15 protein-coding genes and 1 tRNA gene are annotated in these 16,698 nt (G+C 49.7%); 6 read left to right on the top strand and 10 right to left on the bottom strand.

Annotated features, from left to right (window positions below):
- Nucleotides 1-440: 440 nt before the first annotated feature.
- The 6 genes from BBOMB_RS07040 to BBOMB_RS07010 form a co-directional block, all read right to left on the bottom strand.
- Entirely contained in the window at nucleotides 441-1,778 is a 1,338-nt protein-coding gene (locus tag BBOMB_RS07040) for a glutamine synthetase family protein (protein ID WP_044087780.1), read from the bottom strand.
- Nucleotides 1,779-1,845: 67 nt separating this feature from the next.
- The gene (locus BBOMB_RS07035) at nucleotides 1,846-2,568 is read right to left on the bottom strand and encodes a HisA/HisF-related TIM barrel protein (RefSeq protein ID WP_044087779.1); all 723 of its coding nucleotides are present in this window, start codon (nucleotides 2,566-2,568) and stop codon (nucleotides 1,846-1,848) included.
- A gap of 90 nt (nucleotides 2,569-2,658) precedes the next feature.
- Nucleotides 2,659-3,636 carry a hypothetical protein gene (locus tag BBOMB_RS07775; protein WP_052377581.1) on the bottom strand — a complete coding sequence of 326 codons (978 nt, stop codon included), beginning with the start codon at nucleotides 3,634-3,636 and terminating at the stop codon, nucleotides 2,659-2,661.
- Nucleotides 3,637-3,979: 343 nt separating this feature from the next.
- Nucleotides 3,980-4,999: a UDP-glucose 4-epimerase GalE gene (gene galE, locus BBOMB_RS07025; RefSeq protein ID WP_044087778.1), complete on the bottom strand. Its 1,020-nt coding sequence runs from the start codon at nucleotides 4,997-4,999 to the stop codon at nucleotides 3,980-3,982.
- A gap of 719 nt (nucleotides 5,000-5,718) precedes the next feature.
- Complete coding sequence (locus BBOMB_RS07015; protein WP_152570159.1) at nucleotides 5,719-6,564, bottom strand: ABC transporter permease family protein; 846 nt, start codon at nucleotides 6,562-6,564, stop codon at nucleotides 5,719-5,721.
- A gap of 850 nt (nucleotides 6,565-7,414) precedes the next feature.
- A complete protein-coding gene (locus BBOMB_RS07010) occupies nucleotides 7,415-8,095 on the bottom strand; it encodes a response regulator transcription factor (protein ID WP_044093337.1) in 681 nt (226 codons plus the stop codon).
- Between the two features lie 115 nt (nucleotides 8,096-8,210).
- Between BBOMB_RS07010 and BBOMB_RS08140 the strand changes: the two genes are divergently transcribed.
- On the top strand, nucleotides 8,211-9,434 hold the full coding sequence (locus BBOMB_RS08140; RefSeq protein WP_152570196.1) for a sensor histidine kinase: 1,224 nt from the start codon (nucleotides 8,211-8,213) through the stop codon (nucleotides 9,432-9,434).
- Here the strand turns inward: BBOMB_RS08140 and BBOMB_RS08135 are convergent.
- Nucleotides 9,415-9,594 carry a hypothetical protein gene (locus BBOMB_RS08135; protein ID WP_152570195.1) on the bottom strand — a complete coding sequence of 60 codons (180 nt, stop codon included), beginning with the start codon at nucleotides 9,592-9,594 and terminating at the stop codon, nucleotides 9,415-9,417. The two genes, BBOMB_RS08140 and BBOMB_RS08135, sit on opposite strands and share 20 nt — an antisense overlap.
- A gap of 248 nt (nucleotides 9,595-9,842) precedes the next feature.
- Between BBOMB_RS08135 and BBOMB_RS06995 the strand changes: the two genes are divergently transcribed.
- From BBOMB_RS06995 to BBOMB_RS06980, 4 genes are all read left to right on the top strand, one after another.
- Nucleotides 9,843-10,826 (top strand): ABC transporter ATP-binding protein, encoded by a 984-nt coding sequence (locus BBOMB_RS06995; RefSeq protein WP_202961863.1) that lies wholly within the window; start codon nucleotides 9,843-9,845, stop codon nucleotides 10,824-10,826.
- Nucleotides 10,826-11,572 (top strand): hypothetical protein, encoded by a 747-nt coding sequence (locus tag BBOMB_RS06990; RefSeq protein WP_044088106.1) that lies wholly within the window; start codon nucleotides 10,826-10,828, stop codon nucleotides 11,570-11,572. The genes BBOMB_RS06995 and BBOMB_RS06990 overlap by 1 nt, the downstream gene beginning before the upstream one ends.
- A 27-nt stretch (nucleotides 11,573-11,599) precedes the next feature.
- Entirely contained in the window at nucleotides 11,600-12,268 is a 669-nt protein-coding gene (locus BBOMB_RS06985) for an ABC transporter transmembrane domain-containing protein (protein WP_044093334.1), read from the top strand.
- Between the two features lie 243 nt (nucleotides 12,269-12,511).
- Nucleotides 12,512-13,339: an ABC transporter ATP-binding protein gene (locus BBOMB_RS06980; protein WP_162176043.1), complete on the top strand. Its 828-nt coding sequence runs from the start codon at nucleotides 12,512-12,514 to the stop codon at nucleotides 13,337-13,339.
- Between the two features lie 230 nt (nucleotides 13,340-13,569).
- Here BBOMB_RS06980 and BBOMB_RS08560 read toward each other — a convergent pair whose 3' ends face one another.
- The 3 genes from BBOMB_RS08560 to BBOMB_RS06970 form a co-directional block, all read right to left on the bottom strand.
- On the bottom strand, nucleotides 13,570-13,866 hold the full coding sequence (locus BBOMB_RS08560) for a helix-turn-helix domain-containing protein (RefSeq protein WP_081867441.1): 297 nt from the start codon (nucleotides 13,864-13,866) through the stop codon (nucleotides 13,570-13,572).
- Nucleotides 13,867-14,065: 199 nt separating this feature from the next.
- The gene (locus BBOMB_RS08215) at nucleotides 14,066-14,905 is read right to left on the bottom strand and encodes a hypothetical protein (RefSeq protein ID WP_202961862.1); all 840 of its coding nucleotides are present in this window, start codon (nucleotides 14,903-14,905) and stop codon (nucleotides 14,066-14,068) included.
- Nucleotides 14,906-15,753: 848 nt separating this feature from the next.
- Nucleotides 15,754-15,838, bottom strand: a tRNA-Ser gene (locus BBOMB_RS06970).
- Between the two features lie 353 nt (nucleotides 15,839-16,191).
- Between BBOMB_RS06970 and BBOMB_RS06965 the strand changes: the two genes are divergently transcribed.
- The gene (locus tag BBOMB_RS06965; RefSeq protein ID WP_044088115.1) at nucleotides 16,192-16,617 is read left to right on the top strand and encodes a hypothetical protein; all 426 of its coding nucleotides are present in this window, start codon (nucleotides 16,192-16,194) and stop codon (nucleotides 16,615-16,617) included.
- The last annotated feature ends 81 nt before the right edge of the window (nucleotides 16,618-16,698 follow it).

Here is a 16,698-nt window from a genome sequence, read left to right as displayed (position 1 = left end):
GTACGGAACCACGACATCGGGCGCGAGCCGGGAAAGGTTCATTTGAACCTAGCGAGTTCAGTTGAACGGACACGATTGTCCAACATTCACCGAGCAGATTCCGCAGAACAAATCCAACAGAGAGGGCCGTGCCACTTGATTCCAATCCAACAGGGCGAGCCGTGCCATGCAACTTCAATCCAGCTGCAATACAAAGCTCACCAAACAGAGCGAACCCTGCCACGCAAATCTCAAATCCGGCCTCGTCAAAGAACCGCAAGCTACCCGCACAAAGCAGGAACCAAGCCGAACATATCCCTACATACCGTCTCAGAACCACTTGAGTCGGATAAATTCAGTCCGCACGCGTCCTCTCCCCGAGAGGCATACGCAGACCTTTCGTGCAACAGACCGTTCGGTTTGGAGAAAACCTATACCTAATCGAATCTGAACACTGCCGTCTACAGTGTAGGCAGGAAACGGCTGAGCTCGTATGCGGTGACCTGATGGCTGTAATCCGACCATTCCTTGCGTTTGTTGCGCAGGAAATACTCGAAGACATGCTCCCCGACCACATTAGCCACAAAATCGGACTTCTCCATGACCTTGATGGCCTCCTCAAGAGACGCCGGCAATGGTTCGATGCCCATGGCCTTGCGCTCCTCATCGGTGAGACCCCACACGTCGTCCGAGGTGGGGTCTCCAAGGGTCATCTGCTGTTCGATACCATCAAGCCCGGCCGCCAGCAGTACCGAGAACGCGAGGTACGGGTTGGTCACCGGATCGAGTGCCCGGTACTCCATACGCGCCGAATTCTCCTTGCCGGGCTTGTACTGCGGGATACGCAGCAGCGCCGACCGGTTGTTATGCCCCCAGCACACGTAGCTCGGCGCCTCGGCACCACCCCATAGACGCTTGTACGAATTGACATACTGATTGGTGATGGCGCTGATTTCAGCGGCGTGATAGAGAACGCCCGCAGCGAACTGACGCGCCACAAGCGACATGTTGAATTCCTGGCCGGGCTCATAGAAGGCATTCGCATCGCCCTCAAACAGACTCAGATGGGTGTGCATGCCGCTACCCGGCTGATCGGTCAACGGTTTGGGCATGAAGCTGGCGTGGATGCCACGCTCCAGCGATATCTCCTTGACCACCGTGCGGAAGGTCATGATGTTGTCAGCACTCACCAAAGCGTCGGCGTACCGCAGGTCGATCTCGTTCTGCCCCGGCCCGACCTCGTGGTGGGAGTATTCCACGGAAATGCCCATCTGCTCGAGCATGTTCACGGCAGCACGGCGGAAATCCATGCCTGAACTACGCGGAACGTGGTCGAAATAAGTGCCCTGGTCGATGGGAACCGGTGGCTGGCTCCAGTCCTCCTGCTGTTTGAACAGGTAGAACTCGATTTCAGGATGCACATAAAACGTGAAGCCTTTTTCCTTGGCCTTCGCCAGCTCCTTCTTTAGCACACGCCGTGGATCGCCCAGACTCGGCTCGCCGTCAGGGGTAAGCACGTCGCAGAACATGCGCGCCGTGCCCTGGCTCTCCCCTCGCCACGGCAGCAGTTGGAAGGTGGAGGGATCAGGGCGGACAATCATATCGTCTTCCGAAACCCTTGTCATGCCTTCAATCGCAGACCCATCGAAGCCAAGACCTTCGTTGAAGGCGTCCTCCAGCTCTGCAGGCGCGATGGCCACGGACTTCAACGTCCCCAGCACATCGGTGAACCATAGGCGAATGAATCGAATATCCCGCTCTTCAACCGTCCGCAGGGCGAATTCCTGTTGTTTATCCATGCTTTTGATTATTCCACACGAGTATTACATTAAGGTGAAGCGAAACCCGGTCTCAACTAATGGCCGCTCACCGCACCGCTTTCAGCGCCTGAGCCAATGTAAAGGCACCCGCGTACAGAGCCTTGCCCACAATCACGGCGTCGAGATTCGGACATTCGCCTTCGCTAAGCTCTTTGAGCGTGCGCAGGTCTTCGAGACCGGCGATACCACCGGAAGCCGTGACATGGGCCGTGGTGTGCGAAGCCACGCCGCGCAGCAGAGCCATGTTGGGACCGTTCATCATACCGTCGTGCGCCACATCGGTGACGATATAACGCGAACACCCAGCATCATCCAGCTTGTCCAGAGCGTCAAACACATCACCGCCCTCATACGCGCCGCCACGAGCCGACAGAGTACGTCCCCGCACATCGAGGCACACGGCCAGACTCCCACCATGCCGATGCAACGCCTGCACAACCCAAGGCATGTCGGCGAGCGCCGCAGTGCTGATATTGACCCGTTGGACACCAGCACCGATCGCGGCGGCGAGGCTTTCCTCGTCGTGCACGCCACCGGACAGCTCTATTGAGACCCTTCCATGCAGCCCACGGATGATTGCGCTCAGCAACGAACGATTGTCACCTGTACCGAAAGCCGCATCCAAATCAACCAGATGAATCCAAGTGGCCCCCTCGTCCACGTATGCGCGCACGATCTGCACAGGGCTTGCACAATCCATACCCGAAGCACCTTGGCGCATGACCGCTTTGCCGCCACGCACATCCACCGCAGGAAGCAACGTCAACATATGACACCTTCTCCACTACACGTCCGTTCCGGCGCAGACCCTGTCATCGTCGGAACGGACGTACGAATGGCCAGGGATACGTTCGGAAAGCTATTCGATGTTCGGCCTTCCCTTGCGGAACTTGATATGACCGGCGATGATCTTCATAGCTTTCCTGCGGTCCAGATCCGCCGAATCAACCACGGTCTCACCTTTGATCCTGAGTTCGCGCACATCGCAGACCCCCAGTTCCAGATCTTCGACGAACGCCGGAGCGAACTCGAACAGGATTGGCGGCGGGAACTTCTGCTCGGTGGCCTTGCCGGCCACATACAAGGTCGATTCGAGTTTATCAGCACGATTGACGCACAAAATTGCGGGCATGTCCTGCACTACCGTGGTCAGGTCCCTGGCCGCGGCTTCGGGAGCGTCACCGTCCAGATTGCGTAGCACCGCGATGGCGCCTTTGGAATCGGCCAGGCAGTCGGCTGAGATGTCGGCCAAGTGGCAGAAGGCCGCCAAAAGATCGGCCGAGACCAGACGGGTGATGAGTATGGCCGTCTTGGCCTTGTTTCCAAGCAACCCGGCGAGTTCATCATCAAAGTCGTCGCCCGGCGTGCCTCCAAATTCGCGTTCGAACCGCTCGAGGTCATCGTCGGCTCCGATTGCGCCCTCGCCGGAGTCCTGGGCGGCTCCGTCAGACAACCCATGCGACTCGGCATCCCAGCCTTCACCAAGCTCCGCACCATGGGCATTCGAACCATCCGTAGTGCCGTTCGAACCGTCAAGCCCCTCGGGATCCGTGGAATCAGGCAGGTCATCCGGCACACCGGAGGGGAAAAGGTCATCGATGTTGAACTCATACGGCACTGACACATCCGGGGCCTTCGAACCTTGAGCATCGTCCTTACCTGAGACGGCGTGATCGCTGTGACCATCACGGCCTCCGTTCCTTCCGCCATCATGCTTGCCGTCAGCTTCTTGGCTCACATCATTCCGTCGTTCGCCATCAGAGCGACTCGACTCCTGCCGATCGGCGTCTTCGCCTTCGTTGTCGTCGTTCTGCCGAATCTCGTCATCCTCAGCCATCACGGCCTTCCCTTCGTATCTGACGCACTGCCCATCGCTATGACGAAAGCTGCTCCCAACCCAACAAAGCAGGCGCCGTGCTTTCGTCCATGTGTACTTTAAGTCTATTATCCGGCAAGGCCTAATGCCAATCCCCAGCAATCACATTGTTGAACAGCATGCATAACGCGCAAAAGAAGAGTCGGCCAGTACGCAAGGCAAAGATCGACTCCCTAAAACAGACGACAAACGATCGGGAACATTGGCAGCCCCACCGTTCCCGATCGTTTCTACAGGCAGCGAAGCGGCTGCACGCATTCAGTACGAAATCAAAAAAATCGATTTATCCTGATATTCTCCGAAATCAGTCCTTACGAAAGCCATTCGGGTTCTTGGTCTGCCAGTTGAGCGAGGACTGCGCCATCTCGTCGATGCCAAGCTCGGCCTTCCAACCAAGTTCACGGGCGGCCTTGGAGCAGTCCGCATAGCAGGCCGCCACGTCGCCGGGACGGCGGGGCTTGATGACGTAGGGAATCGTATGCCCGGCGGCCTTTTCGTAGGCCTTGATGACCTCAAGCACGGAGTACCCATGACCGGTGCCGAGGTTGTAGGTGTATACGCCGGTCGATTTTACATGGTCGATGACCGCGGCATGGCCCTTGGCGAGATCGACCACATGGAGGTAGTCGCGCACACCGGTGCCGTCCGGGGTGTCGTAGTCGTCGCCATACACCTGCACCTCCTTGAGTTCGCCGAGCGCGACCTTGGCGATGTATGGAGTGAGGTTGGCGGGGATGCCCTTCGGGTCCTCACCCAGAAGCCCGGACTCATGTGCGCCGACAGGGTTGAAGTACCGCAGCAGGACGATGGTCCAGGAATCGTCGGAAACATACACGTCGCGCAGGATCTGCTCCTGGAACAGCTTCGACGTGCCGTACGGGTTGGTGGTGCCGCCCGTGGGGCTCTCCTCCGTCAGGGGAAGGGACTGTGGGTCGCCATAGACGGTCGCGGACGAGGAGAAGATGATCTTTCTGACGTCATGCTTACGCATCGCCTTGAGCAGCACCAAAGTACTGTACAGATTGTTGTCGTAATACTCTATCGGTTTGGCGACGGACTCGCCCACCGCCTTGAGTCCGGCGAAGTGGATGACCCAGTCAATCTTGTTCTCGGTGAAGATGCGGTCCATCAGCGCCTCGTCGCGCACATCACCGTCATAGCGCACTACCTTCCTGCCGGTGATCTGCTCGACCCTGTCCAACGCCTCGGGCGAGGAGTTGCCGTAGTTGTCCACCGTTACGACGTCATAGCCTTTGTTCATCAGTTCAATGTCGGTGTGCGTGCCGATGTAGCCGGCTCCACCGGTAACCAGAATCGTTGTCATGATGCCTCGTTTCCTTGGAGATGTTCCAACCTCCAGTATACGGGAAAGAACCGCCGAATCACGCCCCGCGTTTGCGCTCACGACCTATGTGCGAAGCGTCCTGGAAGCGAACATCACGCGTGTTCGCTCATCTGCGTCACTCCTTGTGCGGGCCTCACGTCACTGGCATGCTCCGGCGGATATCCATGCGCACCCACTAGAAACGCCTCCTTACGATTACATACAGATCCATGCGACACACTTATGTCAACACTCGATCATCGCTTCCGGTCTTCGTAAAACGGCGGAAACAAAATCAACACCCATCCAGCGGCGTGTAAGGCATAACAATTAATCCAGAATCCTCTGGCTGCAGCTCTTCAGGAATAAAATATGAATGGAAAGCCGTATTCATAGCGCAAGCAGACAAAGGTGCAGCATGCCGAAACAGTCATCACAATGAAGACATCGAGGACAATAAAAGCCATGCGAATAAAAAGCAGCAGCTACACAAACGGCTTTGAATCGCCGATCACTGGACCCATTACGAACATTGTCCGAAATATTAGCGATCAGCTGCAGCTGGGCCACATTCAGGACCGCGCTGAAGGAACCCAAAAACTACTGCGCCGGATGACTTCCAGCGAGGCCTTACTAGGCCCAATACAATCGCTTCATTGAGCTTTATGACATACTCGCTTACTCAGCAGTTCCACCCTGCCTCATTGAACCAATGACCATCATTCACCGACAGCAGCTGCGATTAGCTCAACGGAGTGATCGCGATTGACCTTGAAACCTTGAATGCCTGTCGAGACGGCGCCTATCAAAGCGGCTACGGTAAAAACGACAATCCAATACCTTATCTGTATGGAAAACGAAAAGACTCCGACCGTCTTCAGCAGAGCACAACTTGTCGCTAATGTGGATATCAGAACAACAACGAAGGAAAGAAACACCGCGGTGACCATCATCAAGAACCCGTCCAAACAGCTAATAGCGCGTAGCTGCCATGAATCAGCTCCCGAAATATCAATCAATGCAAAATCGAGTTGTCGGTCTCTCGCCGATATCAATAATCCGGCAACCACACCGGAAAGAGCAACAATCAAAGCCGGCGCCAAATAAACAAAAATAACATCGATTCCAGCTGTATGAAAATCTTCGCCGGGCGCCACGATCTTCATCGTGTGAGTCATGGTATTGAGCAATCCGGAGAATGTCATGAACAAAGACACACCGATGACCTGCTGCCATGCTCGTTCGGCGCATGTCGAGACAGTGCTGAACAATCGGCTAGTAGCGCTTCGATGAGCTAGACTCTTTAGCAGATATATCGTTAGGTCAGCGATGAGACCGACGAGAATCTGGTTTGCCGACTTCGGGAGTGTGTTCATGAACCTGCATATGCGTCCAATTAGCGTAGTCGCGAATTCGTTCTTAGGCTTTACTTGTTTCAGAGGTGCTTTGGCGTAGCGCAAATGACCGGTGAGATATACCGGTGGCTCATGCTGCTCTGCGAAATCGGACAGGAAAGATTTCATCCTTGTAACCGTTGACCATTGTCTCATGGTCTCTGTAATCACAGTTGAGTTTCTTCCATAAGGTTCGGGTGTACTGGATACACAGTGTGGCCGCTATCCCTGAACTCAATTATCTGGCTGAGAAGAATCAATAGGGGCGCCGAGAAAAGCAAAGAAAGCACCCGCTAATGAGGCTCCCTTGTTTGTGTCTCGTCTTTTAGGGGATACATTACTAAAAGCCAAGACGCTTGCAACCAAGATGCAGCCGGTTGCGCATTGCATGAGTACTTGATTAATCATGATCAATACCTCATTTCATCTTATGCGGTCTACTAGAACGCAACTTGGTAAACCGCATATGGGAGAACTATCAGGGATCCGGATTGTATCTGAGCTTCTTCATTAATCGTCTGAGCATTCGCTGTGGCAGTAAAACCACTGAAAGCCAAAACAATTCCCGTCACTAGGGCTAACGTTTTTTTAATAATGTTCCTCATCGTATACTCCCTTGTTTAAGTGTTCTATTTAGCTTTCCTATAGAACACTTAAATTATACAACTTTCTTGAGGGAAAAGATAATGAGTTGAGACTTTTAGTGGTGGTTTCTGGGAACAGCAAGCATAGCAAGTCTCCGGAGACACTTGCTTCCTGACGGCCTCGCCGGACTGAAACGGTGATGTCCCGACTCCCCCATAAACGATGTGACTTACATACATGTTGCGTAACGTAATAAGCTGCACTTACATACGTATAACGTCATGTATCGCAATGATATTGGTATGTGCTTTTTGCTGGATTGAGGCGGTCTAATAGCGGTTTTCGTGCCTGATCTGGTACATCCAGACACCCTTCTCAACTCCATCGCTCGACTTGAACATGACACCGGTCCGAGTCTCTGTACCGCCGCAATCGACTATGCATCGGCACCTTGACTTATATCAGTGTCTCGCATCAGCCATATTGCTACAGCGTGGCTTAAGGTTTTTGCTCCCAATTTTTCTCGAATGTTCCTGGTATGGGAGCGAACAGTAGCTGTACTGATGTTCAGCGACTTGGCGATTTCGTCGGTGGAGTAGCCTTCAGCCGTGTATTGAAGAACTTGAATTTCGGTATCGCTAAGGTGGTCGATCGTATCCGTCTCATGCTGTTTCTGTTCTTGCTGATACGCCCGACTTGGGCTAGGAAACGATACATCGGGCAGCGGTGAGAATGTTCGTCCCATAGCTATGCTGCGTAAGGCGGCTGCCATTTGGTTCATGTTACCTTTAACCATGAAGCCTTGCGCCCCCGACTGAGCCAACTGCGCCGCATATTTTTTAGGGCTAAAGGAACTCATGGCAAGCACGGGAATCGAATCATCGTCTTTTCGTATTGTTCGACAGACATGCATGGCGGTGGTGCCATCAAGCTCCACGTCAGTTATCAACAATGCCGGTCGCCATTGAGGATCAAGGACTTTCCTAATCGCTTCATCAGCACTAGTGGTACTCCATAGAACAATGAGACCAGGTAAAAGCTTAGGAAGCACCGAAACGATACGTTCAAGCGACATATGATCGTTGTCCAGAACCCCGACTTCAACTGTTTGGGACATCGTTGCACCTCTCAATTCGTACTTGCCAATACTGTAAGAATACTAAGAATATTACATCGGGTATAATAGTATTATAACAGTATGAAAGGGTAATTACCTGTTGAAAGGTCGCATCATGCCATTGCGAAACCGGATCAATCAGATCAGTGGCACAGTCTGTAAGAGGTTTCATGAGCGTAGCGGCACCGCGGTCGTATCCGCGTTTTCCTGCCTTGTCGTCGTGCTGGAAGCATTGGTCCGTCATCCGCATGATGGCCTTTCATATGTAGTGATAGCAGCACAGCTCGTATTCAGTATCTGTCTGGTCCCTTTCCCGCTGCCCTCTTGCTTGCTGCAAATACTGACCTACTGCATTGTCGATATCATACCCATCCACGTGTCTGCATCTATGCTTGTACCCTTCTTTTCAATAGGATACCTGGCATATATTTACCCCGGTCTTCGGCCATTTATTATTGCAATATGTGTCTCTGTTTGCGAAATATTGTCCACTTTGAAGAGAGACGGAACAGACGCTTTTGCTAATGGCGCCATCATTGGTGGTTTATATTGTACCGCCATATCAATCGGGATTGTTCTGCGACAGAAAGACAACGCGAGAAGGCAGCAGCAATTACTGTTCAACGAAGAACAAATGAAAAACAAAGTCAAGCAACTCACCATGAATCAAGAGCTGTCCAAGCAGATCCATGATTCGATCACCCGTGAGCTATCGTCGATAGCCATCCTGTCATGGCAGTGGAAAGACAATCCTGAGCTAGCTCAAAAGCCAAGGGAGGCAATGGTCCAGGTCTATAGGGAATCGCAATCAGCTCTAAACAACATGCATCATGTTGTGGATCTGCTAAAAGTTGGCGAGCACGATGAGGCATTCCAGAATGCCGATGATGGTATGCCGTTCAATCCTGATGATGCAGACATGGTATCAGCGATATACTCTCTGGTGACCGATGAGCAGCAAGCGATATCAAGAATCGGCTATCAGGGAGAAGCGGCGGTCAAAGGTACCTGCAGCAGCTTGACCAGAGACACCGCACAGTTGGTGACGGATTGCATTCGTGAACTGTATGCGAATATCGTGAGACACACGATTCCCGGTGTGGACAGTTTTTCTCTCCTGGTCGCTTTGTCGGATAGGAAAATCTCATTGACGCAAACCAACACGACCTCATTGAAGGGCAACGAACTCTATCAGCCGCTAGCTGGCGTTGAGCATGGCCTAGGCCTTAACTCAAATCGCAAAGCCGTCGAACGTCTTGGCGGTGTCATGCGGACGCACCTAGAAAACGGCAATTGGTTCATTCATATTGAAATACCCGTCATGACCAATGCTGCTTAAACCATTTTGCCCAGCTATCCCAATTCATAAGATGGGGACCATTCACGGCTGAGATCGATTGTTCCTCTTCACAAAGCTGGATAGGCGATGCCATTGCCGCTGACGGCATCATCATTGCCGCAACACATGAGACAACAATCGTTATTATCTTTTTCATCATAGCTCCTCAGATTTTGAGAACGTCACTTGCTACACACATAAAGTAAGTAATGAATCGTCTTTGCCAGAGCGATTTAAAACAGTGATGCACACTTGTGCAGAGCTCAGTCTTTTCGATACACATATGTGCATTAAGTCGTTTTTTTGCCGTTTTCGCCGAGCCTCCAACTCGTAGTGTGGCTCTTAATTCACGGAGACACCGGGAACAACAAGAAATCCATAACGGAAGGCGCAAAAATGAAAAAATGAATGAGCTGTTTAAGAGGGTTTTTGTTCTCAGCCAATCTTCGTATTGCTATTGAACTTTTCCGTACAATACCTAACTCACGCACTTATGAAGGCAAGGAGGTGACCATGCTTGAGGTCATTAATCTCAGCAAACGATACAAAGGCAACGATAGTTTTTCACTGAAGGACGTGAACTTCTCCGTAGGCAAGGGTGAAATCGTAGGACTGGTCGGTAAGAACGGCGCAGGGAAAACCACTCTGATGAAGATGATCGCGAAATCACAGAAGCCTACTGAGGGGATCGTTAAATATGGTGGGCAGGATATTTTCTCCACTGATAATCTGCTGGAACCGTTTGGCATCATGATCGGAGCGGTCTTTTACCCCTATCTCAGTGCCGAGGATAATCTTCGGTTCTATTTAAAACTGCATGGTAAATCCAAATACGTGTCAAATATAAAGCCCACACTACAGCTGGTCGATCTCTGGAACAAACGTAACAGAAAGCCTAAGGACTTCTCATTTGGCATGAAGCAGCGGCTCGCATTGGCAATATGCATGGTGGATGAACCTGAATTCATGATTCTTGATGAACCTTTTATCGGTCTTGATCCAGATGGCATGCAGGCTTTAATTAGTGTACTTAAAAAATGGGCCAACAATCGCAACACTTCAATCTTGATTTCCAGTCATCAGCTTGCTGAACTTGAGGAGATTTGCGGACGATATCTGTTCCTTGAAGCCGGTACTCTCAAACAGGAAATCAGCGGACAGAATCAGGATATCATAGTCATCACTCTGATGAGGCCGATTGATGACTATGAGGACTTCGCCAAAATGCATCCGGAAGTCATTAGTGCTTCCGATGACGGGAGAATCCTGTCAGTAAATACCAGCAAGGGTTCGCTTAATAACGTGTTGTCGGAACTCACCATCACCTGTGGCGTACAAAGCATCAACAAGAAGCAACAGCTCAACCAGCTCTTCGGAAAGGAGACGAGATAATGACCGGACTCATTTTTAGAAACCTCATCAGGACCAAAGAGGCAATCTTGCTGTTCTGCTTCAGTCTTTTTCCCGTCCTGCTACCAATAGTCAATCTTTTCAACACCAATTTCATGCAGCTCAATGCTCCTGCGGGATCGATGGACTTTCTTACGTTCTTTGGCGCGGTAATGAAAGTTCAATACGATATTATCCTGCCAATGATCATCCTCGTGTATCTGGCAATCACGGTTTTCTATACCGAGGCGAATACAGGGACCCTGTTCCTTTACAAGGACATCAATCGCACCAAAGTGTTCTTGTCTAAAGTTGCGGCATTGTCGGCAGTATACCTGATTTATGTTGTGTTGACCTTTGTTTTCAGCTTCGCCACGTATTATTTGTATCTAATCCACCTGCCTTACACATCAGGCAGATTCCTGCCCGCCTCATTTGCCGACCTCAGTATGGTATTCGATATCGTGGGCACGTTGTTTGCGTGCGTATTGTGTATTCTTGTCGCCGCGGCACTATCGCAGCACTGTGGCATCGGCGTCACCATGCTCGTCTCGATACTCTATGTTCTCGTCTCACAGGTGGCCCCATTGCTGGGAACACTATGCTATTTCCTGCCGAACGCTTATGGTACAGTCGCCGAGCATCTCGGCAACGGCCCGGCATTAATAGGGTCTCTTGTCTTGTTCCTCTTCTATGGCATCATGTTGATCGTTTACGGCAACCATGCCTACAAGACCCTCGAATACTGACCACCTTCATAAAATCGCAGGCATGCCATGACAACTATACGCATCTTCAAGAAGTACCTCTCTGGGAATCGTATCACGTTTATGGCGTGCCTTCTCTTAGGTGCACTAACCCAGTGCGTCTCACTCGCTCAACCCGGAATCAGTGACGCTTTTATAGCTTCTGTACAAAACCATAGAAAAGCAGTACGACCGATTTGTCTATTTATAATAGCAATTTTGGCTATCATGATTTTATCCATTCTACAACAGATGTTGGAAGGAAAATACGGTCAGTCAATAGTTAGAAATGCTCGTATAAGGCTAAGCAAAAAATTCTTTTCGTTACCGGTCCTCACTCAGGAAAGTAAATCACCAACATGGTTTTCACAACGAATAGCGAACGATACTGAATTGATCGAATCAATTCCTTCCAACGCGATATCACTAATCGAGAACATTATTCTCGGTGCCGGTGCTACCATCGCACTAATTTATCTCGACGTATCTGCGTTCATGATTGGAATATCTATAGCAATTATTGCGTTATTAGTCATGGCCTTATCTACCAAGCCTCTGCAATCCTGGCAACAACACATTCAGGATGCTCAAATGAACATGACCGCTATAGTTCAAGAAGCAACATCCGCTAATCGGGTTCTCAGAGCTTATAACGCTTTACATCTGAATATGGAGCGAATGCAAAAAAGCGATAGATGAATCATATACATACTCATACCGTCTATCCTTGCTTCTAGGAGCGTTAGGACCAATCATTCGGGTACTCATGCAGTTTGCCAGTATCGGGACTATTCTTTTTCTTCCTACCAAATGGCCAAAGGCACTCTGCAGTTCGCGGACCTTGTCGCGTTTATTATGTATTTTTCCTATTTCTCATCGTCTATCACAGGGATATCGCAAACTATTTCCTCTATTCAAGAATCAATCACCGGAGAAACACGCTTGCAGGAGCTTGAGAGAGAGGTAACGAGTATAGAGGTCAGTCCGCGAAACGGTGCAACACAGAAGATTATTGTCCCTCCACAAATCAACTTTAAAGAAATCTCTTTCCACTATCCAGATTGTAGATCAAACGCATTGAACAACATTTCTTTCTCTATTCCCGCAGGCAAGATAACGGCGATAGTAGGCTCTTCTGGTGGTGGCAAGACCACATGTTTAGGTATGCTGGAACGCTTCTACGAACCGCAATCAGGAAGTATTACGATCAATGGAGAGGAAATCTCCAATCTTAATCTATCTACTTACCGTAATTACGTCAGTTATGTCGACCAGAATTCAGTACTAGCCACAGGTACGATTCGCGATAATCTGGATTTAGGAGATGTCTCATACTCTGATCAGGAAATGATGACAGCGCTCAGACAGGTTGGTCTGACAGAACTTGCGCGAACAAGCCGTCGCTCTTTACTGGATGAACCAGTTGGCGAGCAAGGTCTTTCCTTATCGGGAGGCCAAAAGCAAAGGCTTTCCATAGCCCGAGCACTCTTGCATCATCCTAGTTTACTCGTCATGGATGAGCCAACCTCAAGCCTAGACGGATTGAGCGAACAAAAGATAATTGACCTTCTGACTACTCATAAAAACGAGTTGACACTTTGCTATACAGCTCACCGGCTTTCCACAATATTGAAAGCTGACTGGATTGTCGTCATAGACCACGGTAAAGTTTTGGCAGAAGGGGAACATAAACAACTTATGAAAAGCTGCGATTACTATAAGGCACTCATTACTTCTCAAGTTGACAAATACAAGACTATAAGTAACTAACGCCAGTAACAACTCCAACGTTTAAAGTTATCTTGCTAGAATTCCTGAATTTCAATAAGATAATTTTCTGGCTCTTTTTTAATCGGTTTTTCAGTATATGACAGCCAGTAACTTCGCTACAGATTTTCTAAAATACGTGACATAGAATACCGCTGTGTTAGGTCAGTTCTAGTGAATCATGACTTCGATGATGTCATCCCCGAGTACAGTGATATCAGTGGGGCGGGCTCCTATTCCCTTAAGAATGCAAGACTGGCATCGACATCCGCTATACACAAATCAGCGCCATCGCTCAACTTGGATACAGCACTATCTAGATTCTCGGGGATATAGTCACAACTTACACAGCACCTTGATTCATAAGCGTCTCGCATCAGCCATATCGCTACAGCGTGGCTTAAGGTTTTTGCTCCCAATTTTTCTCGAATGTTTCTGGTATGGGAGCGAACAGTAGCTGTACTGATGTTCAGCGACTTGGCGATTTCGTCAGTGGAGTAGCCTTCAGCCGTGTATTGAAGAACTTGAATTTCGGTATCTTCAAAAGATGCTAGTCTTTATCGTGTTTCCATCGGCTTTCTATTGCCATAAAGATGATCATCACTACCCAAACTGCGGGGTAAGTGCATGTACCCCAGAACTGTGAACCAGTGACAAACGATATAATATGGGCAAGGATTAACGCTACGGCGAAAAAGCTGACAGCGATAGTTAATGGTTTATTAGACATTATGCAATACACCCCACAACTGCATCGCCAACACGAACCCAGCCACGAGCGTCAGAGCGGTACCATGCCCACCCGGCGCCAGCCAGGCACAGGACTGCAACGCCCGGCCCAACCTTCTTTGCGAGGAATTTCGCTCCCCTCCCCAACCACTTAAAAGCTGCGCTCCAGCTGGGATCAGCAGTCACGGGATATGCGTAATCATTAGCATTGTGCTCAATAACTTGAGTAAGAACATTCCCGTTGACCTCATAATGGGTTGGTACACTCTTGCCCTGAGCATCGACTGCCCATGGTGTTTCAACACCACCACTAATCTGGTTGTCTTTGTCGTATATCGTGACACTACCATTTTCCTCGATTGTAAGATATGAGGCATCCGCAAAAGTGTAATCAAGGCGTTCTGGTGCTTCTTTCGAATTCAATACACTAGTAACTCGCGTGTTGCCTTCTTCAGAAAGGTTCACAGCGAAATCCGTCATGTTCTTGCCAGCAACCACTCCGGTGCCGTCCGATACGCCGACATTACCAGATGCCTCCTCTGGCAAAACTAAAGTATCTCCAGATTGACTTGTGACTTGAGCGCTATTCCCCTCTTTTTCGAGTTTGATGCTTGCGTCTTTAGAAGTGGCAACTATCTCATCGGAGGATGAAGTGAAATTAATATCTGCTGCGGTATCAATACCCACAGCGTCGGCACCGCGCAGAGCATTCTGCGCAATGACTTCAGTCTTGCCCATAAAGGACACGGGTGATGCCGATGCCGTGCTTGTACAAATGACAGGAATAGTCAGAATGGCAACTGCAGTAAATAGTTTCCGTGTTAAAGATTTATGTTTCATGGCGACTCCTTGTCGTCATATGTAATACACAATTTATGTATAGATAGATTATAGCAGAAGGTTGTCACTTTGCAATATCTGTCCATATATTGGGCATATATGATCCCTTCGGGAGATAATCATCCAGAAAGCTTTACCCAACAGTGCCTGCTGGTAAACCGCTTAAATCCTTCAAGATAGTCGTGCCGGAGCAAGATCAGGGGGCTGATACTAAGACAGTTTGCCTTATGGATTGCACCAAAATGACTGTTCACCGAATATTCATTACTCAGATTCAAGTAACTGGCTAATTAGCTGAACCGCATTCTTTATACCGTTCGAGTCTTGGTTGAGAATTATACATGCTTAACTAAATGCTCGATCGCGGTCACCACGCATAGTTTTTCTATTAGTGACGTAAGTTGCCTTGCACCATCGTCGACGGAAGTTGGTAGCCCCAGGAAAGCCAAACGATTAAAAGCTTCGACTTACCTTCGTAAAATCACAGACATGCCATGACAACTATACGCATCTTCAAAAAGTACCTCTCTGGGAATCGTATCACGGTTATGGCATGCCTTCTCTTAGGTGCACTCACCTAGAAACTTTCGCGGACATGTTTCCGGGTGTCTGGAAGGCGCTTTCCGGGAACAGCAAGCATAGCAAGTATCCGGAAACTTGCTGACCGACTTCTCGTTGCAAATGCTACTTTTAAGCACACATGTAATCTGATTCGAGCTGTATTCGTGTTTATGAAGTGTTACAGATACGCTTCAGGAAAAAGTGGGAACAGAGCCGAAACCGGTGGCGGCCACCGGCTTTTCGGCAAAACAAAAGGGCTCCGAGCGTTAACCCGAAACCCTCATTTGCGGACAGGGCGAGATTCGAACTCGCGGTGGATTGCTCCACAACGGTTTTCAAGACCGTCTCTTTAGACCGCTCAGACACCTGTCCATGTTGCGTCAATCGACATACACCGAAATACGCAACTGACGGAACGGGAATCTTAGCTAGCATTTCAGTGGTCTTCTTAAGCAGCAAAGATGTACGCTTTTCTGTTAGCATTTCTCCAATTCTTCAAGCGCTGCAGTAGTACTAACGGCAAAACCGGCAGCCATCATTTAAAATCCAGTCATCAATCTGTCCGTACAAGATATACCCGATCCATAACCTGGAATGCCGAGTTCACCTTTGTTCAACGTTCGTTGGGCGAGTATTTGTTTTTATTCGAGTCCTTCATTAGCTATGATGAAATTAACTAGTACGAGCCTCTGCTGGGCAGGAGTGAATGTGACTGGAGTGAGTTTTTGAGCGAGATTGTCACTATGAAATTGGGACCCCGCAAACCGGTTCGGCATGAACCGCTTCCCGAGGGTGGTTATCGGGAGTTTATCGGATGGAAAGAAGGTATGTCCCCCGTAGATGTCTGGCATGCCGGTAACAGCTGGTGGAAGATTGAGCCAGGAAGGGCAGTGCGCTGCGATTTGGCCATCATCCTTAATCCTTACAATGTTGTGGTATGTGTAGCCAGAATTCGCGGATTGATTAAACGTAAGGACATGCGCATGGGGTTCATCGGCGAACCAATCGATGGAACTTATGATGCATGGCTTGGCAAAATTCTCGACCGCAATAACTCCAAGAACCCGATTGCTTATTTTGATGAAATGGATATACTCGCACCATCTAAGGTGAAGCCTGACACCAAATTCCTTAACCTGGATAGGCAATGAGTACGACTGCAGCCTCATGCACTCGGGGGTTGAAGTACTCATGCATGGAATAAGCAAGGACCTTCCAATCGACTTCACAAA

Source organism: Bifidobacterium bombi DSM 19703 (genome assembly GCF_000737845.1).
Taxonomy (GTDB): domain Bacteria; phylum Actinomycetota; class Actinomycetes; order Actinomycetales; family Bifidobacteriaceae; genus Bifidobacterium; species Bifidobacterium bombi.
Note: the sequence above shows the minus strand (reverse complement) of the source record. Positions and strands in the feature narration are given on the sequence as shown.